Source organism: Streptomyces sp. NPDC054975, from assembly GCF_053609105.1.
In genome coordinates this window covers 99,982-125,117 of the sequence record NZ_JBSGWV010000008.1, presented here as the reverse complement: position 1 = coordinate 125,117, position 25,136 = coordinate 99,982, and the positions used below count along the sequence as shown (strand labels likewise).

19 protein-coding genes are annotated in these 25,136 nt (G+C 70.6%); 10 read left to right on the top strand and 9 right to left on the bottom strand.

Annotated elements, in window-relative coordinates; all coding sequences use genetic code 11:
• Positions 1-95 precede the first annotated feature (95 nt).
• Complete coding sequence (locus tag ACWF79_RS11750; protein WP_453727909.1) at positions 96-1,094, top strand: glycosyltransferase family 2 protein; 999 nt, start codon at positions 96-98, stop codon at positions 1,092-1,094.
• Positions 1,091-2,404: an alpha-2,8-polysialyltransferase family protein gene (locus tag ACWF79_RS11745; protein ID WP_453727908.1), complete on the top strand. Its 1,314-nt coding sequence runs from the start codon at positions 1,091-1,093 to the stop codon at positions 2,402-2,404. The genes ACWF79_RS11750 and ACWF79_RS11745 overlap by 4 nt, the downstream gene beginning before the upstream one ends.
• 30 nt (positions 2,405-2,434) lie before the next feature.
• Here the strand turns inward: ACWF79_RS11745 and ACWF79_RS11740 are convergent, their stop codons facing one another.
• Both ACWF79_RS11740 and ACWF79_RS11735 read right to left on the bottom strand, forming a co-directional pair.
• Complete coding sequence (locus tag ACWF79_RS11740) at positions 2,435-3,214, bottom strand: DUF4253 domain-containing protein (RefSeq protein WP_453727907.1); 780 nt, start codon at positions 3,212-3,214, stop codon at positions 2,435-2,437.
• A 71-nt stretch (positions 3,215-3,285) separates the two neighbouring features.
• On the bottom strand, positions 3,286-9,753 hold the full coding sequence (locus ACWF79_RS11735; RefSeq protein ID WP_453727906.1) for an RHS repeat-associated core domain-containing protein: 6,468 nt from the start codon (positions 9,751-9,753) through the stop codon (positions 3,286-3,288).
• Between the two features lie 348 nt (positions 9,754-10,101).
• Here ACWF79_RS11735 and ACWF79_RS11730 point away from each other — a divergent pair, with 348 nt between their 5' ends.
• Positions 10,102-11,184, top strand: a complete 1,083-nt coding sequence (locus ACWF79_RS11730; protein ID WP_453727905.1) for a phage baseplate protein — start codon at positions 10,102-10,104, stop codon at positions 11,182-11,184.
• A 7-nt stretch (positions 11,185-11,191) separates the two neighbouring features.
• Here ACWF79_RS11730 and leuE read toward each other — a convergent pair whose 3' ends face one another.
• Positions 11,192-11,848, bottom strand: coding sequence for a leucine efflux protein LeuE (gene leuE / locus ACWF79_RS11725; protein WP_453727904.1), 657 nt, complete (start codon positions 11,846-11,848; stop codon positions 11,192-11,194).
• Between the two features lie 90 nt (positions 11,849-11,938).
• Positions 11,939-13,519, bottom strand: coding sequence for an acyl-CoA mutase large subunit family protein (locus ACWF79_RS11720; RefSeq protein WP_453727903.1), 1,581 nt, complete (start codon positions 13,517-13,519; stop codon positions 11,939-11,941).
• Positions 13,520-13,675: 156 nt separating this feature from the next.
• Here ACWF79_RS11720 and ACWF79_RS11715 point away from each other — a divergent pair, with 156 nt between their 5' ends.
• Positions 13,676-14,533: a L,D-transpeptidase family protein gene (locus ACWF79_RS11715; protein ID WP_453727902.1), complete on the top strand. Its 858-nt coding sequence runs from the start codon at positions 13,676-13,678 to the stop codon at positions 14,531-14,533.
• Between the two features lie 158 nt (positions 14,534-14,691).
• Here ACWF79_RS11715 and ACWF79_RS11710 read toward each other — a convergent pair whose 3' ends face one another.
• Positions 14,692-15,828 (bottom strand): hypothetical protein, encoded by a 1,137-nt coding sequence (locus tag ACWF79_RS11710; protein ID WP_453727901.1) that lies wholly within the window; start codon positions 15,826-15,828, stop codon positions 14,692-14,694.
• A complete protein-coding gene (locus ACWF79_RS11705; RefSeq protein WP_453727900.1) occupies positions 15,828-16,490 on the bottom strand; it encodes an RNA polymerase sigma factor in 663 nt (220 codons plus the stop codon). Before ACWF79_RS11705 ends, ACWF79_RS11710 begins: the two co-directional genes overlap by 1 nt.
• A gap of 393 nt (positions 16,491-16,883) precedes the next feature.
• Here ACWF79_RS11705 and ACWF79_RS11700 point away from each other — a divergent pair, with 393 nt between their 5' ends.
• Positions 16,884-17,618, top strand: coding sequence for a Clp protease N-terminal domain-containing protein (locus ACWF79_RS11700; RefSeq protein WP_453727899.1), 735 nt, complete (start codon positions 16,884-16,886; stop codon positions 17,616-17,618).
• Positions 17,619-17,676: 58 nt separating this feature from the next.
• On the opposite strand, the gene ACWF79_RS11695 is transcribed toward ACWF79_RS11700, so the two are convergent.
• From ACWF79_RS11695 to ACWF79_RS11685, 3 genes are all read right to left on the bottom strand, one after another.
• Positions 17,677-18,222 (bottom strand): hypothetical protein, encoded by a 546-nt coding sequence (locus ACWF79_RS11695; protein WP_453727898.1) that lies wholly within the window; start codon positions 18,220-18,222, stop codon positions 17,677-17,679.
• A 62-nt stretch (positions 18,223-18,284) separates the two neighbouring features.
• Positions 18,285-18,917, bottom strand: coding sequence for a DUF4328 domain-containing protein (locus ACWF79_RS11690; RefSeq protein WP_453727897.1), 633 nt, complete (start codon positions 18,915-18,917; stop codon positions 18,285-18,287).
• A gap of 119 nt (positions 18,918-19,036) precedes the next feature.
• The gene (locus ACWF79_RS11685; protein ID WP_453727896.1) at positions 19,037-20,662 is read right to left on the bottom strand and encodes a beta-N-acetylhexosaminidase; all 1,626 of its coding nucleotides are present in this window, start codon (positions 20,660-20,662) and stop codon (positions 19,037-19,039) included.
• Positions 20,663-20,917: 255 nt separating this feature from the next.
• Here ACWF79_RS11685 and ACWF79_RS11680 point away from each other — a divergent pair, with 255 nt between their 5' ends.
• From ACWF79_RS11680 to ACWF79_RS11660, 5 genes are all read left to right on the top strand, one after another.
• A complete protein-coding gene (locus tag ACWF79_RS11680; RefSeq protein ID WP_453727958.1) occupies positions 20,918-21,439 on the top strand; it encodes a 2-oxo-4-hydroxy-4-carboxy-5-ureidoimidazoline decarboxylase in 522 nt (173 codons plus the stop codon).
• Between the two features lie 181 nt (positions 21,440-21,620).
• Positions 21,621-22,001 carry a succinate dehydrogenase, cytochrome b556 subunit gene (gene sdhC / locus ACWF79_RS11675; RefSeq protein ID WP_453727895.1) on the top strand — a complete coding sequence of 127 codons (381 nt, stop codon included), beginning with the start codon at positions 21,621-21,623 and terminating at the stop codon, positions 21,999-22,001.
• Positions 22,002-22,010: 9 nt separating this feature from the next.
• A complete protein-coding gene (locus ACWF79_RS11670; protein ID WP_453727894.1) occupies positions 22,011-22,499 on the top strand; it encodes a succinate dehydrogenase hydrophobic membrane anchor subunit in 489 nt (162 codons plus the stop codon).
• A gap of 25 nt (positions 22,500-22,524) precedes the next feature.
• The gene (sdhA, locus tag ACWF79_RS11665) at positions 22,525-24,279 is read left to right on the top strand and encodes a succinate dehydrogenase flavoprotein subunit (protein ID WP_453727893.1); all 1,755 of its coding nucleotides are present in this window, start codon (positions 22,525-22,527) and stop codon (positions 24,277-24,279) included.
• Positions 24,279-25,037: a succinate dehydrogenase iron-sulfur subunit gene (locus ACWF79_RS11660; RefSeq protein WP_361864632.1), complete on the top strand. Its 759-nt coding sequence runs from the start codon at positions 24,279-24,281 to the stop codon at positions 25,035-25,037. The genes sdhA and ACWF79_RS11660 overlap by 1 nt, the downstream gene beginning before the upstream one ends.
• Positions 25,038-25,136 lie beyond the last annotated feature (99 nt).

The following is a 25,136-nucleotide window of genomic DNA, read 5'->3' as shown; positions in this document are numbered from 1 at the left end:
GATCGGGGGCGGTTAAGGCCCCCGCCGCTTCGTGTTCACCGAACATCCCTCTGCCGGTCAGAACGAAGGCCGGAGCGGCGCCTAGCGTCGGCCGGGTGGTCAAGCTCTCCGTCGTCGTGCCGTTCTTCAACGTGCAGACATATGCCCCCGACACCCTGACAAGCCTGCGCGCGAATGCCCGCGAGGACTTCGAATTCCTTCTCGTCGACGACTGCTCGACGGACGGAACGCCGGAGATCCTGCACAGGGCCGCGCGCGAGATCCCGGGGGCCGTCCTGCTCCGACACGAGAGGAACGAGGGGCTGGCCACGGCGCGCAACACCGGCCTCGACGCCGCCCGCGGCGAGCACATCGCCTTCCTCGACGGCGACGACTGGCTCGCCCCCGGCCATCTGGCGCGCCTTGTGGCGGCCATGGACGGGCTCGGCTGCGACTTCCTGCGCACCGACCACGTGGTGAACACGGGCCGTGCGCGGTCGGTGAAGCGCGCCCCCGTCGCGCGCCGGAACGAGGTGCTGCGTCCCCGGGACGCGATCCTGCCGGCGCACCGGACGACCTCCGTGGACTACCCGTACGCGTGGGCGGGGATGTACCACCGGCGCCTGCTCGACCGGGGACTGCTCCACTTCACGCCCGGTCTGCGAACGGCGGAGGACCGGCCGTGGATCTGGAAACTGCACCGGGAGGCGGAGTCCTTCGCGGCGGTGAGCACGCTCGGAATCTTCTACCGTCGCGGTGTCGCCACTTCTCTCACGCAGATCGGCGATATTCGCCAGCTCGATTTCATTCGGGCCTTCGATCAGGTGATCGAGGAAACTGCGAACGACGTGGACGCGGACCGGCTTCTCCCGAAAGCCGTCCGTACCTATTGCGCACTCATTTCGCACCACGTCTCCTCCATTGAACGATTCGAACCGGCGGTGGCGAAGAAATTGCGTTCGATGAGTGCGGCGGCGCTGCGGCGCATGCCCCAGGACGTGCTCGACGAGGCGCTGTCCTCGATGGACGAGGAGCGGGCGGGCGCGCTGCGCAAACTGCGCCGGCGCCGCGTCGGCGTGGCTTCCCTCGGCCAGGGCGCGGGGGTCGCCGCGTGAGGACCACCCAGATCTTCTACGCCTCCACCCTGTACGGCGCGGCGACGCTGGCCGCCGCCCTGGACAGCGGCTGCTTCGGCCCGGCCGACCGGCGGCTGCTGCTCGTCGGCAACAACGCGGCGGTACCGGAGACCACACCCGCCCTCGACGCGATGCCCGGCTTCGAGCGGCTGCGCGGACGCTTCGACGACGTGCTGTCCTGGAACGAGGCGATCGAGCCGCTCCACCCGGCGGGCTGGTCGCCGCGCGGTGACGACATCCCGCTGCTCGAACGGCACTTGCGGCGGCTGTGGGACCTCGGCGACGACCGGATCGAGATCGCCCTGGAGTCGGTGCAGGTGGCACCGGCGCTGACGATCGCGCGACTGTTCCCGGAGGCGGCGCTCGACGTGTACGCCGACGGCCTGATGAGCTACGGCCCCACCCGTAACAAGATCGACCCGCTGGTCGGCGACCGGGTACGGCGGCTGCTCCACCTCGACCTGGTGCCGGGGCTCGCGCCGCTGCTGCTCGGCGAGTTCGGGCCGACGGCGGAGGTGGTGGAGACCGAGGCGTTCACCAAGGTGGTCGCGGAGCTGGCGGACTCGGCCGGTCCGGCCGCCGAGGAGGACGGTCCGGCGCTGCTGCTCGGCCAGTACCTGGCGGCGCTCTCGCTGCTCACCCCGGCCGAGGAGGAGGAGCTGCACGTTCGGATGGTCCGGGGCGCGATCGCGCGCGGGCACCGGCGGCTCGTCTTCAAGCCGCACCCCACGGCGCCGGACGCCTGGACGCGCCGGCTGGCCCGGGAGGCGGAGGCGCTCGGCGCCGAACTGACCGTCCTCGACCGACCGGTGCTCGCCGAGGTGGTGTACCGGGAGCAGCGCCCCGCGCTCGTGGTGGGCTGCTTCTCGACGGCGCTGATGACGGCGCACGCCTTCTACGGGATCCCGGTGGCGCGGGTCGGCACCCGGATGTTGCTGGACCGGCTGACCCCGTTCCAGAACAGCAACCGCGTCCCGGCGACCCTCGTCGACGCGCTCGTCCCGGACCTGGAGGACGGCGCCACGTCGGCCCCGCCCCCGGACGCGGAGGCCCTCGCGGGCCTGGTCGCGGCGGTCGGCTTCGCGATGCAGCCCAAGATCCGGCCGGACCTGCGGGGCGCGGCCGTCCGCCACCTGTCGGGCCCGCTCGCGGAGCGGACGCGGCACTACTTCAAGCGCCGCCGCCTCACCGTCCTGGGCCTCCCGGGCGGCATCCCGGTCCCCCGCCACCCGAGGGTCCGACGGCTCGCCCGCCGCGCCCTGAAGCTGAAGCGGGCACTGGCGAAGTAGGGGCACGTCGGCGGGGCGAGGTCACGGGGGTCACGACCAGGAGAAGGACCAGACGCCCGCCCGCGCCTGACCGTTGCCGATGATCTCGGCGTCCCGGCGGTCGGAGCTGTAGGCGTACTGCTCGATGGCGACCCGCGCCACGCTCACCAGGTCCTCGGGGGGCCTGGTGACGGCCAGTTGGACCAGGCCGCCGTCGAGGTAGCGCAGTTCGGCGCCGAACCGGTCGTGCCAGGAGTGCAGGAACGCCACGTGGTCGGAGGCGCGCATCGACCGCCCCTCCGGGCCGTTGTACCAGTTGGGCACCGACGGGTACCCGGGCAACAGGCCCGGCACGGCGTACCCGTGGCGGCTCTCGACCAGGCAGAGCCAACGGGGAGACTCCCGGCGCCAATGGGGCTCGACCGTGTACGCGCCGGACAGTTCGAGCGCGAGCCGCTCGGGGTCCAGCTCGGCGCGCCATTCCTCCTGCTCCTCCTCGTCGGAGGAGTGGGCGAGGCGGTCGCGCAAGGTGGACTCCACGAGCTCGGCGACGATCTCGTGGGGTGCCGTCTCGGCCCGCCCGTCGAAGGGACCGACGTCCCTGAGCGGGGCGGCGACCAGGGCCGAGGGAGGCTCGCTCGACAGCACGGGATGGAAGCCCGTGCCGTCGCGCGAGGCGAGACACAGCCGCCAGGCGTCCTCGGCGGCCTCCGAGGTGACGGCGAGGCCGAGAACACGGGCGCCGGAGCCGGTGACGGCCTCCTCGACCCGACCCTCCGGGGCGGCGAGACCGGCGTCCCGGAGCGCCGTGATCATCCTCTGTACGTCCATGCCCAGGTCCATGGGGTGCCTCGTCCTTCCCTCGGCCTCATTCAACTACTGCCGGATCCCGCACGCACGCGTCAGCGAAGCTGCTTCGTGAAGTCGAAGCCGTCGCCGATCATCCGGATGCTGGTGAGCCCGAGGGGCGTCTTGGAGGTGAACGCCGTCTTCTCGGCGGATTTGACGGCCGCGCGGGCGAGCCGTTCGTCACCGGTGATGCGGATGATCACGGCGTCCGCTCCCTGCGCGTGTGCGCTGCGGATCTCCCGGGCGATCGTCTTCGGTTTCTCCGTGGTCTCGAACTTGAACTCGGTGCGGACTCCGTCCACCCAGGCGTCGAAGGTCTTCTTGTTCCCCTCCGACCCCTGCGCACCGGTGTCCGAGCTCCTTGCGGTCACCGATTGCCCCTCGAGGGCCAGCATCAGGGCAATCTCGAACTCCTCGTCGTCGAATCCGAAGTCACCGGGCTTGTTGCGCGACAGGGCGGACTCGTCGATGCGGTCCAGCGCCTCCTTGAGGTTGTCCTCGAGGCTGTCCTCCATCATCAAGTTGGCGAACCGGCACCCGGCCCTGCCTCCGGCCGGCTCCATCCGACAGGACCTGTCGTTGATGTCGTCGATCTCGTCGAGGAACTCCCCGTAGAAGGTCTTGCCGGCGACGATCTGCTTGAACCGCTCCTGGCGCTGCCACGCGGCCCGCTTGGCGTTGGTGCTCTGCTGTCGCTCCGTGTAGTCCTGTTGGGCGTGGGTCTTGGTCTTCTCGTTCTTGTCACCCGAGTTGACCGAGTCGCCGAACTCCCAGCCGTTCGACCCGAGGGTGCACTCGTAGTAGATGCAGTCGTCGGGCTTGAGGCCGGTGGGGTCGCTGTAGTTGACCGGGTCGTTGACGGAGTAGCTGTACCCGTTCAGGTTCTGCGGACCGTACGGCGTGCTCAGCGGGTCGGGGCTGAGGAACCGTCCCAGGGACGCGTCGTACATCCGGGCGCCGAGCAGGGACAGGCCGGTGTCGGTGTCCTCGGTCTTGCCGAGGAAGCCCTGGTCGGTGCCGCTGGGCAGGGCCGAGGTGCCGCGTACCGCGCCGAAGGGGAGGTAGCGGCGGCGGGTGGGCGTTCCGGTGGTGGCGTCGACGGACAGCTGGGTGGATGCCTGCTGGTCCGCCATGAGCCAGGTGAGGGTGCCGTTGCCGCCGGTGGCCACGCGCATGGCGGCGTTGCCGTAGTAGCGGGTGGCCTTGGCGGTGCCGCCCGGAGCCTTACGGATCTCCTGGCTGCCGAGGTAGAGGACGCTGCCGTCCTTGCCCTTGCGCAGGAGGAGGTTGCCCGCGGCGTCGTAGACGTATCCGGTGTTCGACGCACCTGTGGTGGCGGTGACGCGGCCCAGCTCGTTCCAGACGAAGCCGGTGGTGACCCCGCCCACGGTGCGGGTCTGAAGCTGGCCGGCCGCGTCGTAGCCGTAGGTGTCGGTGCCGGTGGGCGTCTTGACGGAGGTGACCGCGTGCGGCCGGGGCGCGCCGGGGGTGTACGTCTGCTGGTCGGCGGAGTAGCCGGGGTAGACGTAGTCCCGTACCTGGGCTCCGGCGCTGGTGGTGTTGGTGACCTTCTGGAGGTTGCCGATGCCGTCGTAGCTGTAGTCGAGCTGGTACGGGTCCGGCCCGCCGGTCAGGTCGGGGGCGAAGGGGCCCGCGCATCCGCCGGCGCTCTTCGTGGTCCAGGCACGGGAGAGCCGGTTGAGCTCGTCGTAGCTGGAGCACTGACGCTGGCCGGTGAGCTGGTCGGCCACGTCGGTGATCTTGCCCGCCGCGTCGCGGAGGTACTCGTCGTTCTGGACGGTGCCCTTGGCGCTGGTGGTCGTGGTGATGTTCTTGAGCCAGCCCGTGCCGGTGGCGTCGTCGTACCCGTAGGTGCGCTTCGCGGTACCCGTCGTGGTGGCCGTCGTGCCGTAGGTGCGGCCGGTCAGGCGGCCGAGGGTGTCGTAGTCGGTGGCGTCGACGTAGGTGGCGAGCGGGCTGGTCATCCGGTCCGGCAGGCCGTACGCGTCGTAGCTGGTGGTCACCTTTTCGGCCGGGAGCCCCGCGGTCGCGGGGTGACTGATCGCCGTCTGGTGGCCGGCCGCGTCGTACTCGTAGGAGGTGGTGTACGTGCCCTCCAGGCCGGACCCGTCGGCGGGGATGGTCACCGCGGAACCGGTGGACTGCCCGTTGACGTCGTACCCGGTCACGCTCGTGCTGTAGGCCCGGCCGCCGGCGTACGAGGTGCTGGTGGCCGGTAGGCCGATACCGAGGGGGGCCGTGTCGTACGTCGTGCGGGTCAGCACCGTGCTGCCATTCTGGACGGTCAGCGGCCGGTTGAGGTTGTCGTAGGTGTACGTCAGCGTGGTGCCGTCGCCCCGCGTGAGGGTCTCGATGTTGCCGTTGGCGTCGTAGCCGGTGACCGACGCGCCCGCGTCCGGGTCGGTGGCGGTGAGGCGCTCGCCGAGCCAGTTGTACGTGTAGCTGGTGACGTTGCCCTTGGCGTCGGTGATCTTCGCGAGCTTGCCGCTGCGGGTGTACTCGTAGGACGTCGTGTAGGTCGAGGGCCCGAACTGCACGATCTTCGTCGTCTCGCCGAAGACGTTGGTGTACGTGTTCGTGCGCTCGCCCGCGGGCGGCACGGTGGTGGTGTAGTCGCCGTGGTGGTTCGCGAACGACTGGCCCTGGACCTGCGGCTCGCCCTTGACCATCAGACGGGACTGGGTGACCCGACCCGCGAAGTCGACGACGAGGTCGGTGTAGGAGGGCAGGCTCTCCACCGTCGGCAGCACCATGCCCGAACCGGCGGCGCCCGCGTTGTGGAACGGCGCGCTGGTGCCGGTCACGTTGCCCGACGTGTCGTACCGGGTGGAGACGACGGTCCGGCCGGTGCCGTTCGGGGACGGAGTCTGGGTCTCGCGGGGGCGGCCCAGACCGTCGAGATAGGCGTGGCTGGTCAGCACCGTCGACCCCGACTGCAGGGTCTTGGTGGTGACCTTCGGCGGCACGCCGGCGACCAGGTCCGGCACGCCGTCCGCGTTGTCCTCGGTGGTGACGGTGTACTCGACCTGGAGGGACGGCGTCCCGTCGGGGTAGGCCCCGATCTGCGAGGGCCGGAAGACCTGCACGGTGCGGCCCACGGAGTCGGCGACGATACGGGTCGTCTGCCCGTTGGCGTTGAGCACCCGGTAGGGGGTGCCCCACAGCCGCGAGTACCACGTCGTGCCGCTACTGGCAGTGCCCGGACCGGCGCCGTCGGGGTCCGGCGTCGTCACCTTGACTCCGCCGACAGGCCAGGAGGTGGCCGGGGTGTACGTCGTCGTGGTGGTGTTCTGCTTGCCGTCGGTGGTGGAGACGATCCGGCCGGCCGCGTCGTAGGCGGTCTTCGCCTCGCGGTAGTGGGTGGCGTCGGTGTACGCGCGGACCGTCGTCGGGTTGCCGTCGGTCGGCTTGTTGCCGGCGACCGAGGTGGCACCGTCGTACAGCGTCACCTCGTACGCGTCCTGGTTGGCGGCGGCCCGGGCGGCGCAGTCCGCGGCGTAGTGCCGGGTCTCGTCGGGCAGCACCATCCAGCGCTGTACGGAGGAGCCCGGGAACAGGTCGGTGTTGTAGGCCCGTCCGTAGGTGGTGCAGCGGTTGTCGTCCGTGGCCGACAGGCCCCAGTCGTTGGTACGCATCGGCAGGCCGTACTTCGTACTGGCCGCCTCCGCGCTGTCGAACTCGTTGTTGACGACGTGCTCGCGCCAGCCCGTCGAGGTCAGCTCGTGCGTGGTGGTCTTCGACTCCCGTACGAACCGGGCGTCGGGCAGGCCGTCGTAGTGGGCCGTGACATGGGTCCAGTACTCCTGCCAGATCCGCTTGTGCGACTGTCCCGAGCCGTCGCGGAGGCTGGTCTCCAGCGTCTTTCCGCCGAGCCAGGCGTGGTCGGTCACGGGCGGCCTGCCGCTGTCACCGTCGTCGACGGTCACCGAGCGTCTGGCCGAGGGGTCGGTCTTGGACGTCCGGTCGCCGTCCATGCCCCGGTACAGCCAGTGGTAGGTCGAGGAGGCGTTGTCCTTGGTGCCGCTGTGCACCTCGACCTGCTGGTAGCCGCGCCACTCCGTCCAGGACTCGTCCTCGTCCTTGGTCAGCGGGTCGTTGGGGAACGCCCAGGCCGGCTTGCCGACGTAGTCGTAGGTGGTGGTCATCACCGGGTCGCCGTCGTGGTTCGGGCCGGTGCCCGGGCCGGGGTCGACGCTGACCTTGGAGACGACGTACTTCTTGAACCAGCCGGTCTTCGCCTCGGTGGCGCCCTCCGGCGTCCACTTCTGCTTGAAGCAGGCCTGGGTGTTGTTGGACTCCGACGGCGGGTTGTCGATGTCGCAGGCGTCCTGCTCGTCGTAGTGGCGGTACGTGACGTTGGTGAACGAGCCGAGGTCGCCGTGGATCTGGGTGACCCGGCGGAAGTTCAGCACCCCGCCGCCGAGCTGGTTGTCGCGCCACTCGCCGTTGAAGTTGATGGTGGGCAGCGTGATGTCGGGACCGTCGCCGTACCCCTTGCGCTGGATGTAGTCCAGCCAGAGCGTGCTGTCGACGGTGCCTTCCGGGTTCGGCAGGCCGTACTTCATCTGGTACTGCATCGCCGGGTCCCACGCCGATGCGTCGTTGTCCCGGACGAACGTCTTGATGTCCCACAGCATCTTGGTCGCGAAGAACGTCGGTGAGTACGTCTCGCCGTGGATGGACCTGCAGGAGTCGGCGGCCGCGGCCCCGTCGCACATCAGGTCGGTGGGCACGTCCGGGTAGGAGCCCGGGTTGGAGGAGATGGCCGGGCAGTCGCCCGGCTCACTCGCCAGCGGGTCCTTGTCGGCCATGCGCTCCACGCAGCGGCCCACGTAGCGCAGTTCGACCTGTGCCGGGAGCTGCGCGCCGGGGATCTGGGACGCCCAGCCGTACTCGATCCGTACCGGGTAGGCCGCCGAGTCGTAGCCGCGCGCCTTGTCCTCCAGGAGGACCGAGCGGTAGTGGTTGCGCTCCTTCTCGTAGAAGTACGCGGTCTCCACCTCGTGCGGGTCGACCACCCGGTCCAGGCCCCAGCGGTACGCCTGCGTCATCACGCCGATGCCGCCGCTGTAGCCGGGCTCGCCCGCGTCGTCGCCGAACACCGGCACGGTCAGCACCGAGCTGGTGGCCTTCTGCTCACGCTCGGAGCGGCCCCAGCCGAAGTAGTAGCGCATCCCGTCCTGGGTGGAGACCGCCCAGTACTCGTCGTCCGCCCCGTGACCGCCGGTCAGGTGCTGGACGCGCCAGCCCGGATCGTCCTTGAGGTGGTACCAGCCGGTTCCGTGGTCGTCCTGGACGAGCTCGGAGGTGACGCCGTTGAGGTTGATGACGTAGTACGCGCCGTCGATCTCCCGGGTGGAGTTGGGCGAGTCCCAGCACAGGTCACCCACCCAGCCGGAGCCGGTGCCGTCGCTCTGGCAGCTGCGGTAGCGCCGCTCGATGTAGCCGATGCCCAGGTCCCAGCCGAGACCGGACCAGGACGCCTGTGTGTTCTGCGCGGAGGTCAGGGCGTCCACGGACTGCGAGTTGTACGAAAGCGACAGCGTGGGCGCGTTGCCCGCCGGGGGCTTGGGGACCTGGATCGGCAGGTTGTAGGTGAACGCGCCCGATCCGGTGGAGACGTTCCACGAGCCCGACGGCTTCAGCGACGAGGCGCGGTAGTCGCCCGCGTCCGACGAGGAGGACGAGGCGAGGGCGTAGACGGTGCCGCCCGAGGCCATGGCCATCGTCGAGGGGGCGGCGGCCGTGGTGAAGGGGGAGGTGGTGTCGGTGCCGCCGGCGGGCAGCCGGAACGTCTTCGCGGCGGGGTCACCGTCGGCCTGCACCGTCGCCGTGATCCTCCCCGCCTTCACGTCGTTGTCGGCCTTGACGAAGGCGGCCTGGTCGGGGGAACAGCCCTTCACGTCCGGGGTCGTCAGCGCACAGGCCGGCAGCTTCAGCAGGCGCAGCCGGGAGGCGAAGCCGCCCCCGTGGGCCTGCCGGAAGCCGGAGTAGTCCAGGGACACATGGACCGGCCCGGCCTGGGCCGCGCCGTCCCGCCGGGTCACCTGCACACCCAGGCCGACGGCGCCGACCGGCGCGAGAGCGGCCCGGTCGAGGACCTTCACGTCCACGTCCGTGGGGGCGTTGCCGGGCCGTGCGACGGAGCCGGACCTGAGGCCCGCGACCGGGTCGAGCGAGGGTCCCACCGAGACGGCGGCGGGGGCCGCGCCGTCCGCGCCCACCGGGGCGACCGGCAGCGACGCGCCGCGGGCCACGGCCGACAGGTCCAGGCGCGCCTGGGCCTTCTTGGGCCAGACGGCCTTGAACGGCTTCGTCAGCGTCGGCTCCGCACTGTCCCGCCGTGCCGAACCACCGGGCTGGGCAGGAACGTTCACCGAGGGCTTCGCCGCCGCCCGCTCCACGGCAGCCCCGGCCGCCACCGGAGCCTGCGCGGAGAGCAGACCCACCGTCAACGCGCCGGAGACCACAAGCGCCACACGCTTCGCCAGCCTGGACATCGAACTCCCCACCCGAAGGACGCCGTCGCGCCCCGTGGAGGGCCGCGCTCGGCAGAGACCGACCGACCTCGCGCCGGGCACATCCGGAATGAGCCAGTCCGAAGAGAAGTTAAGGCACGGTGAACCGGCAGCGAAGGGCGTCGATTTGGGGCACGGAAAGACAATCCATGATCGATCCAGACGGAACCCCAATGTGTCGTGAGTCACACCGCGTGTCGGTGCTTGACCTGGCAGAACGGCACTGGCGCGCCTGGGCCGCCGGGTGGTTCAATCGCCGCCGCAGGTGTCTGGGGCACACAGCGGGTCCCGTCGCCCCACGACGTCACGAGCAAGGAATGGGGATCGGTCATGGCCAGCGAGGCATCTGCCATCAGCCGTCGTCAGCTGTTCACCTGGGCGGCGGGCGCCCTGGGGGTCGGCGCCCTGGGCACGGCGGGCGTCGTCGCCGCCGGCGGACCCGCCTCGGCCGTCGGCGCGTCCAAGCGCTTCGACCTGACCGACCCCTCCTCCGAACTGCTCCGGGAGATCTGGCTGCAGGAGGTACGCGTCCTCCAGTCGTTCTCCTTCGACAACACCAACAAGCACCTCTACACCGTGAGCCTGGTCCAGGGCGGCCGCCAACTCCCCGGTGAGACGCGGACCTACACGGGTGACGAACGCGCGAAGTACGGCGATCTGTGCGTCACCCGCCTCGACCTCGGCGGCGCCCAGATCGGCCACATGTACCTCAAGGGCTTCGGTCACGGGGTGTCCATCGCCGTCGAGCCCTCGGGCAACAGCGCCTATCTGTGGACGGAGACCGACTCCGTCGAGGCGCCGGACCCCAACCACCCCACCGACCCGTCCAAGAACATCGGCTGGGGCAGCCGGATCGCCCGGTTCAAGTTCGCCAACGGGGCCGTGCTTACGCCCACTTCCCACCTGATCACCAAGCACACCCCGGTCGCCGGGGCGGACCGCACCACCATCGCGGTCGACCCGGCCAACAGCCGTCTGGTCGTGCGCTACCGGCTGGGCGGCGCCTTCCACTTCGGCCTGTACGACCTCGCGGCCTTCAGGTCCGGCACCTACACGCAGCTCGCGCACGTGCTCCAGCCGACCGACGTCGCGAGCCCTCCCCCCTTCCAGGGCTTCACCAGCCTCGGCCAGTACCTCTACCTCCTCGAAGGCTCCGCCTACGGCACCGCCAACCCCGCCCCCGGCAACACCTACCAGTCCGTCATCGACTGGAACACGGGGACGAGGATCGACCGCCGTCTCACGGAGGCAGGCAAGAGCCTGCTCTACCGCGAACCCGAGGGGCTCGCCATCCAGCTCCCCGACCCGGCCAACCCCGCGGCCGCCCGGCTCGTCACCGGATTCGCCTCCACCGCCTCGGCGACGGACACCGACAAGAAGGCGAGCTTCTACTACAAGGACGCGCTCGTCTGACGCGGCGTCACGCCGCGCTGCTGAGTGAGAGCTTCGCGGCGAAGCCGAGGAAGAGGGCGCCTGCGGCGGAGGTCGCGCCGGCCGAGAGGCGCCTGCGGCGGCGGAAGACGGCGGCGAGTCGCGTGCCGCCGAATATCAGCATCGTGAGGTAGAGGAAGCTGCCGATCTCCAGCAGCGTGCCCAGCACGAGGAAGGACAGCGCCGGGTAGGCGTAGCCGGGGTCCACGAACTGCACGAAGAAGGAGATCAGGAAGAGGATCGCCTTCGGGTTGAAGAGGCTGATGATCAGTGCCCGGCGGTACGGGTTCTCCCCGGCGGCGGCCGACGCCTGGGCGCTGTCCTCGTCGAGCGCCTCGTTCCTGCCGCGCCACATCGACCAGGCCGACCGCATCATCCCGTACGCCATCCACGCCAGATAGCCCGCGCCCGCGTACTTCACGATCATGAAGAGCAGGGGGGTGGTCTGGAGCAGCGAGGCCGCGCCGAGCGCGGCCAGCGTCATCAGGACCGCGTCGCCGGTGAAGACACCGGCGGCGGCCTTGTACCCGGTCCGCGTGCCCTTGCGGGCGGCGACGGACAGCACGTACAGCGAGTTCGGCCCCGGCAGCAGGATGATGAGGACGAGGCCCACGAGATAGGTCGGAAGATCGGTGACACCCAGCATGAGGCGGAGTGTCGCACGGGGGTACGACAACGCGCTCGCCTGTTTCGCATCGCGGAAGATCAGGCCGAGCCGACCACCGGCGCGCGTCCGTCAGAACGCGTCGGTCGGTTCGTACGTGCCCCAGACCTGCCGCAGCGCGTCGCAGACCTCGCCGACCGTCGCCCGCGCCCTGAGCGCGTCCTTCATCGGGAAGAGGACGTTCTCCGTGCCCGCCGCCGCCCGCCGCAGCGCGGCGAGCGCCGCGTCCACGGCCGCCCCTTCGCGCTCGGCGCGCAGCCGCGCCAGTCGCTCCGCCTGCTGGGCCTCGATCGCCGGGTCGACGCGCAGCGGCTCGTACGGCTCCTCGACGTCGATCGTGTAGCGGTTGACGCCGACGACGACCCGCTCGCCGCTGTCGGTCTGCTGCGCGATCCGGTACGCGGAGCGCTCGATCTCGCCCTTCTGGAAGCCGCGTTCGATCGCCTCGACCGCACCGCCCAGCTCCTCCACCTTCCGCATCAGCTCCAGCGCGGCCGCCTCGACGTCGTCCGTCATCTTCTCCACGACGTACGAGCCGGCGAACGGGTCGACGGTGGCGGTGACGTCCGTCTCGTACGCCAGCACCTGCTGCGTCCGCAGGGCGAGGCGCGCGGACTTGTCCGTCGGCAGGGCGATGGCCTCGTCGAAGGAGTTGGTGTGCAGCGACTGCGTACCGCCGAGGACGGCCGCGAGGCCCTGGACGGCCACCCGGACGAGGTTCACCTCCGGCTGCTGCGCGGTCAGCTGGACGCCCGCCGTCTGCGTGTGGAAGCGGAGCATCAGCGACTTCGGGTTCCGCGCGCCGAACTCCTCCCGCATCACCCGCGCCCAGATCCGGCGGGCCGCCCGGAACTTGGCGACCTCCTCCAGGATCGTCGTCCGGGCCACGAAGAAGAAGGAGAGCCGGGGCGCGAAATCGTCCACGTCCATGCCGGCGGCGACGGCGGTACGGACGTACTCGATGCCGTCGGCGAGGGTGAACGCGATCTCCTGCGCGGGCGAGGCTCCGGCCTCGGCCATGTGGTAGCCCGAGATCGAGATCGTGTTCCACTTCGGGATCTCGGCGGCGCAGTACGCGAAGATGTCGGCGATCAGCCGCAGCGAGGGCTTGGGCGGGAAGATGTACGTGCCGCGCGCGATGTACTCCTTGAGCACGTCGTTCTGGATCGTGCCCGTGAGCCGGTCGGCCGGGACGCCCTGCTCCTCGCCCACGAGCTGGTAGAGGAGCAGGAGGAGCGCGGCGGGCGCGTTGATGGTCATCGAGGTGGAGACCTCGCCCAGCGGGATCCCGTCGAACAGCACCCGCATGTCGTCGATCGAGTCGATGGCGACCCCCACCTTGCCGACCTCGCCGTGCGCGAGCGGGGCGTCCGAGTCGTACCCCATCTGCGTCGGCAGGTCGAAGGCGACGGACAGGCCCGTCGTGCCGTGTGCGATCAGCTGACGGTAGCGGGCGTTGGACTCGACGGCGGTGCCGAAACCCGCGTACTGCCGCATCGTCCAGGGCCGGCCGGTGTACATGGTCGGGTACACCCCGCGGGTGAAGGGGTACGCGCCCGGTTCGCCCAGCTTCTCGGCGGGCTCCCACCCGGCCAGGGCCTCCGGTCCGTAGACCGGCTCGATGGGCAGTCCCGACTCCGACTCGCGCGCCATCGCTCCGCCTTCCGAAGAGATCTCACTTATGTCACAGCATGGTCCGCGCTGCCGCCTTGTGCGCAACCAAGGGCGCGCGGGAAGCATCCAACAGGTACACACGCAGATTCCCGGGGGGCACAGATGCGCCGTTCTTCCGTCATACGCAGAGCACTCATGGCCGCGGTCGCCGTGGCGGTCGCCACGGGCTGTACGGCCCAGGCCGCCGGCGGCTCGGGCGCCGCACCGTCGACGGGAGGGAAGCCGTCGAGCTCCTCCTCCGCCCCGGCCACGAGCGAGCCGGCCTCTCCCCCGGCCTCCGCCTCGCCCAGCGGTACGCCGACGACGGACGACAAGCCGTCCGCGACGCCCAGCTCCTCCCCCACCTCGGCGCACCCGGTCGGCAAGGTCCTGATGAAGGACGGGGACGAGAACGAGAAGGTGCGCGAGCTGCAGGCGCGGCTGCGCCAGATCGGCTACTTCGACCGGGCGCCCACCGGCTTCTACGGCTCGATCACGGGCAAGGCCGTCACGGCGTTCCAGAAGAAGCGGGAGCTGCCGCAGAGCGGCTCGGTGGACGAGGTCACCTGGCAGCGGCTGCTGGGGATGACCCGTAAGCCGACGGCCGCCGAGCTGAAGCCGGCCACCACCAACACGCTGGACACGCCGGACCCGCGCTGCATGACCGGCCGCGTGCTGTGCATCAGCAAGGAGACCCGGACGCTGGCCTGGATGATCGACGGCAAGGTCGTCTCGTCGATGGACGTCCGCTTCGGTTCGGAGAACACCCCGACCCGCGAGGGCACCTTCCAGGTCGACCGGAAGGTGCGCAACGACTGGTCGAAGCTCTACCACACGCCCATGCCGTACGCGATGTACTTCAGCCGGGGCCAGGCGGTGCACTACTCGTCGGACTTCGCGGCCCGGGGCTACAACGGGGCCTCGCACGGCTGCGTCAACGTCCGGGACAAGGGGAAGCTCTCCGCGCTCTTCGACCAGGTGAAGGTCGGCGACAAGGTCGTCGTGCACTGGTAGGCCTGCGCGGCAGGTGAGGGAGAGGGCGCGGGTGGGACCGGGGGAACGTGTCCCACCCGCGCCGGTGCGCGGAGCCGAAGGTACGGGGGGAACCCCGGCTCACGCGCGGCCGATGACCAGTCGGCTCACTTAGTACTGCGCCGACAGGCCGAAAAGTGTCACACCGAGTTCACCGCGGCGACTTCGACCGGGTCCCCGAGGGGGGCGGTACCGCTGTCGACGGCGCGGTCCGGGGCGGGTTCCCCGGTGGGGGCGAGGCCCTGGGAGCCGACGGCGGCGCTGTTCCTGGCGCGGCCGTCGTCCCTCTTGCCGCCGCGCTTGGAGCTTTTGGGGTCCTTGCTGCCCCTGGGGCCCGTTCGTTCGCCCTCGCCGTCGCCCGAGGAGTCCTCACCCCCGCGGTCGCCGGAGGATTCGCCGTCGCCCCTGCCGGACGAGCCGGCGGGATCGGCCAGGACGCGGTCGCAGAAGCGGCGCAGGGTCTCACCCGTGCGGGCCGACTTCGCGAGCCGGTCCTTGGCGGTGGCGTCGATGCGTCCGGCGCGGTAGTCCTGGCACGCCTTGATGAGCCTGGCGCCGGTGATCTCGCCGTCGTTGTCCCTCGGCCCGGTGCTCGTCCCCGGCTCCGGGGTGGCGCCGCCGTCCGTACCGCCCGTGCCACCGCCGGAGCCGGACGTGGCCGGGGGCGCGGACGTGCCGGGCGACGACGGGGACGCGCCGGGGCTACCGGTCCGGGGCGCCGAGGGCGTGACCGAGTCGACGTGCGGTCCCGATGACTGCGAGGAGTCCGGGGAGGAGGAGACCGGCCCGGGGGTGTCGGCCGCCGAGACGGAGCCGGCCGGAGCCGGACCGTCCTCGGTGAACGGCAGCATGCCCGCACCCGAGGCGACCGCGACCCCGCCGACCGCCACGGCGGCGACCGCGGCCGCAAGGCCGTACCGCAGCGAGCGGCCCCAGCGCCGGGCGGCCTCCGCCCGGGTGATCCGTACCGCGTCGAGCTCGGCGACGGCGGCCACGGTGGCCTGGGGGTCGGGCGGGACGGGGGAGGCGTGGGCGGCGGAACGCACGGTCTGGCCGCGCTCGGCGGCGGCCGCGCGGAAGGCGGCCAGGGCGGCCGCCTCACCCGGGAGTTCGGTGTCCGTCGTGTGGGCGAGGCAGGCCGTACGGGCCTCGGCGAGGGCCCGGGCCAGCCGCTCGGCCTCGGCGCGGTTGTGATCGTCGACGGCGTCGACCGGCTCACCGCGGAGCAACCGCTCCGCGGCCTCCTGGTCGAGCCATGGGTACCGCTCGTCGGCCATCACATGTCCTTCTGCGTCCGCGGGCGCGATTGCGTCACACCACCGGGCGCCTGGGCCCCCGGTCTGCGACCGCGCTGCGGTGGTACGCCCCCGAGGGGGGCGCCGTCGTCGGCCTCGACGCCGAGGAGTTCGGCGAGCCGCTTCAGGCCGCGGTGGGCCGCGGTCCGTACCGCGCCGGGGCGCTTGCCCAGGGTGTCGGCGGCGCTCTTGGCGTCGAGGCCGACGACGACGCGCAGGACGACGGCCTCGGCCTGGTCCTGTGGAAGTTGGGCGATCAGATGCATGGTGTCGCCGGTGGCGAGTGCTTCCAGTGCCTCGTCCGCGGTGTCGGACTCGGCGGGCTTGTCGGTGAGTTCGGTCTCGTCGCCGCTGGTGGCGGGGCGTCTGCCACGCATCCGGATGTGGTCGAGGGCCCGGTTGCGGGCGATGCGGGCCGCCCAGCCGCGGAACCGGTCGGCGTCGCCGCTGAAGCGGTCGAGGTCACGGGCGATCTGGAGCCAGGCCTCGGACGCGACGTCCTCGGCGTCGGCGTCCCCGACGAGCGAGCGCAGGTAGCCCAGCAGCCGGGGATGCACGGCGCGGTACACAGTACGGAAGGCATCTTCGTCCCCGTCCTGCGCAGCGAGCACCGCGGTCGTCAGCTCCGCGTCCTCCCCCAGCACTCCCCACCCTGTTCGTCATCACGGCTGGTCACCACCGCCGCACCGCTCGGCACCCCGCAGACGCTACGTCCTTCTCCGCCGTCCCGTCCACGTTCGTCCGCTCTTTGTGCAACCTGCAACCAACTTGGGACATGGGCGATGGTGTGACAGAAAACGCTTGTACGGCGCTGAAGGGAGTACGGGGCCGTGCTGCGGCTCCGCGGACGACGACCGGGGCCTCTCCTGTGGGGGGTGGCGGCCCCGGTCGTCCTCCTTTTTCCGCCCGGTTCAGGGCACTCCCTCTCCGCGACCGGCGCCGCTTCGCCGCGCCTCTCTTCGGCATGCCTCGACACCCGCCCACCGACTGTCAACTGATGGTTGACACCCCCGGAGTGTCAACCTAGGGTTGCGCTCATGACGAAACCAGTCGGCATGACCCTCCCCGTCCGGCTCGACGAGCTCATCGAAGCGATCAAGAAGAGCCACACCGACGCGCTCGACCAGCTGTCGAACGCGGTGATCGCGGCAGACCACCTCGACGACGTGGCCGACCATCTGATCGGGCACTTCGTCGACCAGGCCCGGCGCTCGGGCGCCTCCTGGACCGACATCGGCAAGAGCATGGGCGTCACCCGCCAGGCCGCCCAGAAGCGCTTCGTCCCCAAGGAGCCCGACGCGGAGAAGATGGACCCGAACGCCGGGTTCAGCCGCTTCACCCCGCGGGCCAGGAACGTCGTCATGGCCTCCCAGAACGAGGCCGCGGCCGCGCGCAACGCCGAGATCACCCCCGCGCACGTGGCCCTCGGGCTGCTCGCCGAGCCCGAGGGGCTCGCGGTGCACTGGATCACCTCCCAGGGCGTGACGCCCGAGGCGCTGCGCGAGGCGATCACCCCGACGCTGCCGCCGGCGGCCGAGGAGGTGGGCGCGCTCATCCCGTACGACGCGGCGGCGAAGAAGGTGCTGGAGCTGACCTTCCGCGAGGCGCTCCGGCTCGGCCACAACTACGTCGGTACCGAGCACATCCTGCTCGCGCTGCTGGAGTTCGAGGACGGCGAAGGGGTCCTGACGGGCCTCGGCCTCGACAAGGCCCGGGCGGAGGCGGACATCGCGGCGGCCATCGATCAGATCGCGGTGAAGCCGGCGGAGTGACGCCGTGACGGTGGGGAGGGTGGGGCCGGGCGCCCGGCCCCTCCTCCCTACGCGGGCCTCAGGCCGTACGGGCCCGGCGGGAGACCACGGCGCGGAGTACCCGGCCACCCTCCGTGGAGAGTTCGCGGGCCCGGCGCAGGCCGGTCGGCCCGTGGGCGACCGACTCCAGGACCGCCTGCTGCCGGCGCAGCTCGCCGGCGACGAGCGGTCCGGCCCCGGTCGCGTCGCCTGCGCGGCACCGCTCGATCAGCTCGTCCGTGACCTCGGCGGCCTCGTACCGGCCGTGCAGGGCGAGCGCGCTGACGGAACATCCGGCGGCCCAGACCTTGAGCGGCTCCTCGGCCCACTCGGCGGGCGCGGTGCCCAGCATCTCGCGCACGAGCCCGGCCGCCACCCCTTCCGTACAGGCGCCGTCCAGCTCGACGCGGGCCTTGGCTACCGCCTCGCCCCAGGCGTCACCGTCACCGCGGGCCACCGCCGCCCAGACGGGCCGCAGCACGTCGTCGTCGGGGGCGAGCAGCGGCAGACAGCGGTCCAGACAGGCGAGCCCGGCAGCCGCCAGGCTCCGCTCGTCGGCCCGGTCGATCAGTTCCAGCAGGCTCATCGAGGCCTCCCGTCGCGGTCGCGGCACTTCCTCTTACTGCGCCGCCTGGCGCGAATACGTCACTACGAGGCCGGAATCATGCCAGTGGCCTTCTGGTGTTGCATAGAGGTGAGACGGCGGACGAAGAGGATGGCGAGGACTGCGGCGGCGATGTCGAGTGCGTAGCCCAGGAGGGACCACCAGGTCGCGGTGGTGTAGGCCTCGAACGTTTCGGCCCGCTTGGACAACTGCGCGGCGATCCGGTCCACCACGATGTCGGCGACCCAGAAGGCCCACCAGCAGTGGAGGAGCGTCAGCTCGCCGGCACCGTCGGCGGCGTACGGCCGCAGGCGGCTGGCCCGCCAGATGTCGGCGGCGATCCCCCGGGGAATCCACAGATTGCCGATCGGGATGAACCAGCTGCCGATGGCCCAGCCCTTTCCGCGGCTCTGCAGATCACCGGCCCAGACCTCGGCGTTCTGTCGCAGCCGGTGGAACCAGATGATGAAGACGATCCCCGTCGCCACGAACAGCGTGAACCCCATGCTGTACGCCACGTTCAGGTTGAGCGCTCCGAACACGGCCGGATCGGAGTAGTCCGCGCCGTCGGCCGACAGATGGCGGACGTCGATCGCGCCGAGCAGCAGGTCGAAGGCGATGTTGCCGGCGAGCAGGGTCATGACGGCGTAGGACAAGCCGTTCGGATTGCGGAGCATGGTTGAGCGACCCCCACGGGTGAGCGGCGCCCCTCCCCGAGGCCCCGGCGCGGCCGAGTGGCCGCCGCGGACGGGACCGTACGCGAACGGACCCGTCCCGTCCACGGGGAAACCGCTGGTCAGCCGCGCACCTTCACCGCGAGCGCCCGGAAGGCGTCCCAACTCGCCGTCGGGGTTCGGGAGTCCCAGAGCTTCTGGGCCGTCGCCGTCAGCGGCATCCGGATGCCGTCGGCCACCTGTGTCGCGGTCTGCGCCTGGGACAGGTCGCACCAGACCGCGAAGCGGCCGCCCAGGATCTGGGGTCCGTACCGCGCCGGCACGGGTGTCGTGCCGCGCAGCACCAGCGGGGTCCACTGCTCGTAGATCCGGCGGCCGGTGGGGTACGTGAACTGGTTCGGCTCGCCGAGGACGTAGTAGAGGAACTCGTCGTTGAGGTTCACGACCTTCCGGCCTTCTTGGAGGTACTCGATCGGCGGCCGGGCCCCTATCTCCTTGCCGGTCCAGTACTCGACCTCGATGCGCCGGTCGGCGGAGACGACCCCGCCGCGGAAGAACCCGTCGTTCCAGGCCTTCGCCACCTTGCCCGTGCCGCGCACCACCGCCGCGCGGTCGTTCAGCCAGCCCTCCGCCAGATCCTGGACGCCCGCCTGCTGCCCGTACTTCTGGCGCGCCGCCGTCGCCAGCTGCGGATAGGAGGCAGCCGGGTCGCGGACGGTCAGCGCCTGGTACTCGTCGGCGCCGACGTGGAACCAGCCGCCGGGGAACAGCCCGGCGTACTCGCGCAGCAGCTCGTCCACGAGCCGCGCCGAGGCGGGCTTGGAGATGTCGATGGCGCCCTGGCGCGGAACGCCCGAGACGTTGCGCAGCTGCAGGTCCGGGTGGGCGCGCAGGACCGCGCCGAGGTGTCCGGGCGAGTCGATCTCGGGCACGACGGTGATGTGCAGGGTCTGCGCGAGGGCGAGGATGCGGCGCACCTCGGCCTTGGTGAGGTGCTGGGCCGAGACGATCTCCGGGTGGGTGTCGGAGGCGATCCGGAAGCCCTGGTCGTCGGAGAAGTGCAGACCGAACTGGTTGAGCTTGAGGTCGGCCATCTCGCGCAGGCGGGCCTCGATCCACTCCGCCGTGAAGAACTTGCGGGCGATGTCGAGGTTCAGTCCGCGCTGCGGCTTCGCGGGCGCGTCGGTGACCGTGCCCTCGGGCATCGCGCCGGAACCCTTCACCGACTGCTTGAGCGTACGGGTCCCGTAGAAGACGCCGGCCTCGTCGGGGCCGGTGATCCTGACCCGGTCGTCGCGGGTGGTGAGCGTGTACGACTCGGGGGCGCCCTTGCCGCCGAGGGCCAGCTCGACGTCGCCCGCGCGGGCCGCCACGGCACCCCGGTACGCGATCTTGAGCTCTCCGGCGAGCAGCCGGCCCTCGTCGGCGAGGCCCTCGCTGTCGGCCGCGACGACAACCCCGGCCTGGGGCGTCGGGCGCCAGCCCGGTCCGCGCGCCGCCTCGTGGGAGCGGACGGCGGGGATGGTGAGCGGGGCGGAGGAGAGGGGGTAGGTCCGGGTGGGCGTGGGGCTCGGCGGCGGGGACGTACGCGTCGGCGCGCTGGTGACGGGGGACGGCGTCCCGACGCCGGACGTGGGTCCGGCGGGGCCGTCGGACGAGCCGTTGGCACAGCCCGTCACGGCGGCCAGTGCCACCACGGCCGCGAGGAGGGTGGTGCCCGCATGGGGCCTTCGTATGGCGTAACGCATCACTCGGAATCCTCCCTCAGCGGGTGGGGCGGGGCCATTCGAGGCACAGAGATCTGTACCGGAACGTCACGCACCCGTTCTGAAACTCTCCCTTCCGGGTGAAATTCGCGCATCCGTCGGACAGTTCTCCCTCACCGTCGATAACGTTGAGTCACATCCACCCCACCCTTCCCGGAGTCCACGCTGACCAGCGACACCCGCGCCCCTTCCCGGAACGGGAACCTGGGCTCCGCCGCGGCCCCCGCCGCCCCTGCCATACCGGCCCAGCAGGGCGAATCCCGGCATCTCGGCACGCCCGACGGCCTGGGGCGCTTCAACGCCGCTCCGGCCGCCGACGCCCATGAGCTGCTGCTCTCCTGCTGCCACAGCCACCGCTGGGCCGAACGGGTGACCGCGCACCGTCCGTACCCGACGCTCGACGCGCTGCTCGCCGCCGCCGACGAGGCCGGGTACGACCTGTCCGCCCCGGATCTGGACGAGGCACTCGCCGCCGAGTCCTCGGCCGCGCCCCACCCCGACGCCCCGCCCGCCGCGCACACCGCCCTGCGGGCCGCCCACGCCGCGTACGAGAGCCGCTTCGGGCACGCGTTCGTGATCAGCCTCGACGGCGTACGCCCCGGTGAGCGCCTCGACCAGGTGCTCGCGGGCATCCGGTCCCGTCTCGCCAACGAGCCGGAGGAGGAGCGGGTGATCGCCGCGGACGAGCTGCGCCGGCTGGCCCGCGCCCGGCTCGCCCACCATGTCGGAGCCCCCGCCATTTCCGTACAGGCGTCCTGAATGCGGTGATTCGGGCTTGTACGATAGCCCGTCCGTGCCTGTTTGATCACACCGATGGACCCCGCGCGAGCGAACCGACAACTCGTCGCTACGATGACCAGGGCCGGTGGACCGTACCCGGCCGGGTCAGACCGACATCGAAGCCGGCCGACCCTGATCCCCGCTCCCGGAGGGTTTTTCCGTGCCGGCTGGAACGCTGTACCGCGGCCGGGAAGGAATGTGGTCCTGGGTGGCTCATCGAGTCACCGGCGTCCTCATCTTCTTCTTCCTGTTCGTACACGTGCTGGACACCGCTCTCGTCCGCGTCTCCCCCGAGGCGTACGACGAAGTGGTCGCGACCTACAAGACGCCGATCGTCGCTCTGCTGGAGTACGGCCTCGTCGCCGCCATCCTCTTCCACGCGCTGAACGGCCTGCGGGTCATCGCCGTGGACTTCTGGTCCAAGGGCCCGCGCTACCAGAAGCAGATGCTCTGGACCGTGATGGCCATCTGGATCATTCTGATGGCGGGCTCCGTCTACCCCGTCCTCGGCCACGCCGCACGTGAACTGTTCGGGAGCTGACGCCAGACCATGTCTGCAAACAACACAGTCGCTGACACCACTTCCGCGATCGGTCCCGTCGAGGGCGCTGCCTACGACGCGGACAACCCGGCCCCGTACATCGAGGCCCCCCGCAAGCGCACCGGCAAGACGCCGAAGGCCACGCGAGGCAACTTCGAGATGGCCGCGTGGCTCTTCATGCGCCTCTCGGGCATCGTCCTCGTCGTCCTGGTCCTCGGCCACCTGCTGATCCAGCTCTTCCTCGACGGCGGCGTCTCCAAGATCGGCTTCGCCTTCGTGGCCGGCCGCTGGGCCTCGCCGTTCTGGCAGGTCTGGGACCTCCTGATGCTCTGGCTCGCCATGCTGCACGGCGCCAACGGCCTCCGCACGGTCATCAACGACTACGCGGAGCGGGCCAACACGCGCCTGTGGCTCAAGGGCCTGCTGTACACCGCCACGGTGTTCACCATCCTTCTGGGCACGCTGGTGATCTTCACCTTCGACCCGAACATCCGCTAGGCACGGGGCTGAGGTAATCCACGTCATGAAGATCCACAAGTACGACACCGTCATCGTCGGCGCCGGCGGCGCCGGCATGCGCGCCGCCATCGAGGCGACGAAGCGCAGCCGCACCGCCGTCCTGACGAAGCTCTACCCCACCCGCTCCCACACGGGCGCCGCGCAGGGCGGCATGGCCGCCGCGCTCGCCAACGTGGAGGAGGACAACTGGGAGTGGCACACCTTCGACACGGTCAAGGGCGGTGACTACCTGGTCGACCAGGACGCCGCCGAGATCCTGGCGAAGGAGGCCATCGACGCCGTCCTCGACCTGGAGAAGATGGGCCTGCCGTTCAACCGGACCCCGAACGGCACCATCGACCAGCGCCGCTTCGGCGGTCACTCCCGCAACCACGGCGAGGCGCCGGTCCGCCGGTCCTGCTACGCCGCGGACCGCACCGGTCACATGATCCTCCAGACGCTGTACCAGAACTGCGTCAAGGAGGGCGTGGAGTTCTTCAACGAGTTCTACGTCCTGGACCAGCTGATCACCGAGGTCGACGGCGTCAAGAAGTCGGCGGGTGTGGTCGCGTACGAGCTGGCCACCGGTGAGATCCACATCTTCCAGGCCAAGGCCGTGATCTACGCCTCCGGCGGCACGGGCAAGTTCTTCAAGGTGACCTCCAACGCGCACACGCTGACGGGTGACGGCCAGGCGGCCTGCTACCGCCGCGGTCTGCCGCTGGAGGACATGGAGTTCTTCCAGTTCCACCCGACGGGCATCTGGCGCATGGGCATCCTGCTGACGGAGGGCGCCCGTGGTGAGGGCGGCATCCTCCGCAACAAGGACGGCGAGCGCTTCATGGAGAAGTACGCGCCGGTCATGAAGGACCTCGCGTCCCGTGACGTCGTCTCGCGCTCCATCTACACGGAGATCCGCGAGGGTCGCGGCTGCGGTCCCGAGGGCGACCACGTCTACCTGGACCTGACGCACCTCCCGCCGGAGCAGCTCGACGCCAAGCTCCCGGACATCACCGAGTTCGCCCGAACGTACCTGGGCATCGAGCCGTACACGGACCCGATCCCGATCCAGCCCACCGCGCACTACGCCATGGGCGGCATCCCGACCAACGTCGAGGGTGAGGTCCTGGCGGACAACACCACCGTCGTGCCGGGTCTGTACGCGGCCGGCGAGGTCGCCTGCGTGTCGGTGCACGGCGCCAACCGCCTGGGCACCAACTCGCTGCTCGACATCAACGTCTTCGGCAAGCGCTCCGGCATCGCCGCCGCCGAGTACTCCGCAAAGCACGACTTCGTCGAGCTTCCGGAGGCCCCGGAGGCGTTCGTCGTCGCGCAGATCGAGAAGCTGCGCAACTCCACGGGCAACGAGCGGGTGGCCGACATCCGCCGTGAGCTGCAGGAGACGATGGACGCCAACGTGATGGTGTTCCGTACGGAGCAGACCATCAAGACGGCCGTCGAGAAGATCGCCGAACTGCGCGAGCGCTACGAGAACGTGTCCATCCAGGACAAGGGCAAGCGCTTCAACACGGACCTGCTGGAGGCCGTCGAGCTGGGCAACCTGCTCGAACTGGCCGAGGTCATGGCCGTCTCGGCCCTGGCGCGCAAGGAGTCCCGCGGCGGTCACTACCGCGAGGACTACCCGAACCGCGACGACGTCAACTTCATGCGTCACACGATGGCGTACCGCGAGGTCGGCGAGGACGGCTCCGAGACCGTGCGTCTCGACTACAAGCCGGTCGTCCAGACCCGCTACCAGCCGATGGAGCGTAAGTACTGATGGCTACCCCCGTACTGGACAAGGTCGAGGCGGACTCCGCCGCCTCCCCGTACATCACGGTCACGATGCGGATCCGCCGCTTCAACCCCGAGGTGTCGGACGCGTCGGTCTGGGAGGACTTCCAGATCGAGATCGACCCGAAGGAGCGTGTGCTCGACGCCCTTCACAAGATCAAGTGGGATGTCGACGGCTCGCTGACGTTCCGCCGCTCGTGCGCGCACGGCATCTGCGGCTCGGACGCGATGCGGATCAACGGCAAGAACAGGCTCGCCTGCAAGACGCTGATCAAGGACATCAACCCCGAGAAGCCGATCACGGTCGAGGCCATCAAGGGCCTCACGGTGATGAAGGACCTCGTGGTCGACATGGAGCCCTTCTTCCAGGCGTACCGGGACGTCATGCCGTTCCTGGTCACCAAGGGCAACGAGCCGACGCGTGAGCGTCTGCAGTCGGCCGAGGACCGCGAGCGCTTCGACGACACCACCAAGTGCATCCTGTGCGCCGCGTGCACGTCGTCCTGCCCGGTCTTCTGGAACGACGGGCAGTACTTCGGCCCGGCCGCGATCGTCAACGCGCACCGCTTCATCTTCGACTCGCGCGACGAGGCGGGCGAGCAGCGCCTGGAGATCCTGAACGACAAGGACGGCGTGTGGCGTTGCCGCACGACGTTCAACTGCACGGACGCCTGCCCGCGTGGCATCGAGGTCACGAAGGCGATCCAGGAAGTGAAGCGCGCGCTGATCACGCGCCGCTTCTAGTCTTCTGACACCTGGTCACAACGGGGAAGCCCGCTTCTGTACGCTCGGCGTGCAGAAGCGGGCTTTTCCGTCGGTGGAGCCGTTGGTGGAGAGAGCGGG

Bases quoted from the DNA above. Each gene is read 5' to 3' on its own strand.
- ACWF79_RS11740 (WP_453727907.1), bottom strand. From the start codon at position 3,214: ATGGACGTACAGAGGATGATCACGGCGCTCCGGGACGCCGGTCTCGCC.
- ACWF79_RS11735 (WP_453727906.1), bottom strand. From the start codon at position 9,753: ATGTCCAGGCTGGCGAAGCGTGTGGCGCTTGTGGTCTCCGGCGCGTTG.
- ACWF79_RS11730 (WP_453727905.1), top strand. From the start codon at position 10,102: ATGGCCAGCGAGGCATCTGCCATCAGCCGTCGTCAGCTGTTCACCTGG.
- leuE (WP_453727904.1), bottom strand. From the start codon at position 11,848: ATGCTGGGTGTCACCGATCTTCCGACCTATCTCGTGGGCCTCGTCCTC.
- ACWF79_RS11720 (WP_453727903.1), bottom strand. From the start codon at position 13,519: ATGGCGCGCGAGTCGGAGTCGGGACTGCCCATCGAGCCGGTCTACGGA.
- ACWF79_RS11715 (WP_453727902.1), top strand. From the start codon at position 13,676: ATGGCCGCGGTCGCCGTGGCGGTCGCCACGGGCTGTACGGCCCAGGCC.
- ACWF79_RS11710 (WP_453727901.1), bottom strand. From the start codon at position 15,828: ATGGCCGACGAGCGGTACCCATGGCTCGACCAGGAGGCCGCGGAGCGG.
- ACWF79_RS11700 (WP_453727899.1), top strand. From the start codon at position 16,884: ATGACGAAACCAGTCGGCATGACCCTCCCCGTCCGGCTCGACGAGCTC.
- ACWF79_RS11695 (WP_453727898.1), bottom strand. From the start codon at position 18,222: ATGAGCCTGCTGGAACTGATCGACCGGGCCGACGAGCGGAGCCTGGCG.
- ACWF79_RS11690 (WP_453727897.1), bottom strand. From the start codon at position 18,917: ATGCTCCGCAATCCGAACGGCTTGTCCTACGCCGTCATGACCCTGCTC.
- ACWF79_RS11685 (WP_453727896.1), bottom strand. From the start codon at position 20,662: ATGCGTTACGCCATACGAAGGCCCCATGCGGGCACCACCCTCCTCGCG.
- ACWF79_RS11670 (WP_453727894.1), top strand. From the start codon at position 22,011: ATGTCTGCAAACAACACAGTCGCTGACACCACTTCCGCGATCGGTCCC.
- sdhA (WP_453727893.1), top strand. From the start codon at position 22,525: ATGAAGATCCACAAGTACGACACCGTCATCGTCGGCGCCGGCGGCGCC.
- ACWF79_RS11660 (WP_361864632.1), top strand. From the start codon at position 24,279: ATGGCTACCCCCGTACTGGACAAGGTCGAGGCGGACTCCGCCGCCTCC.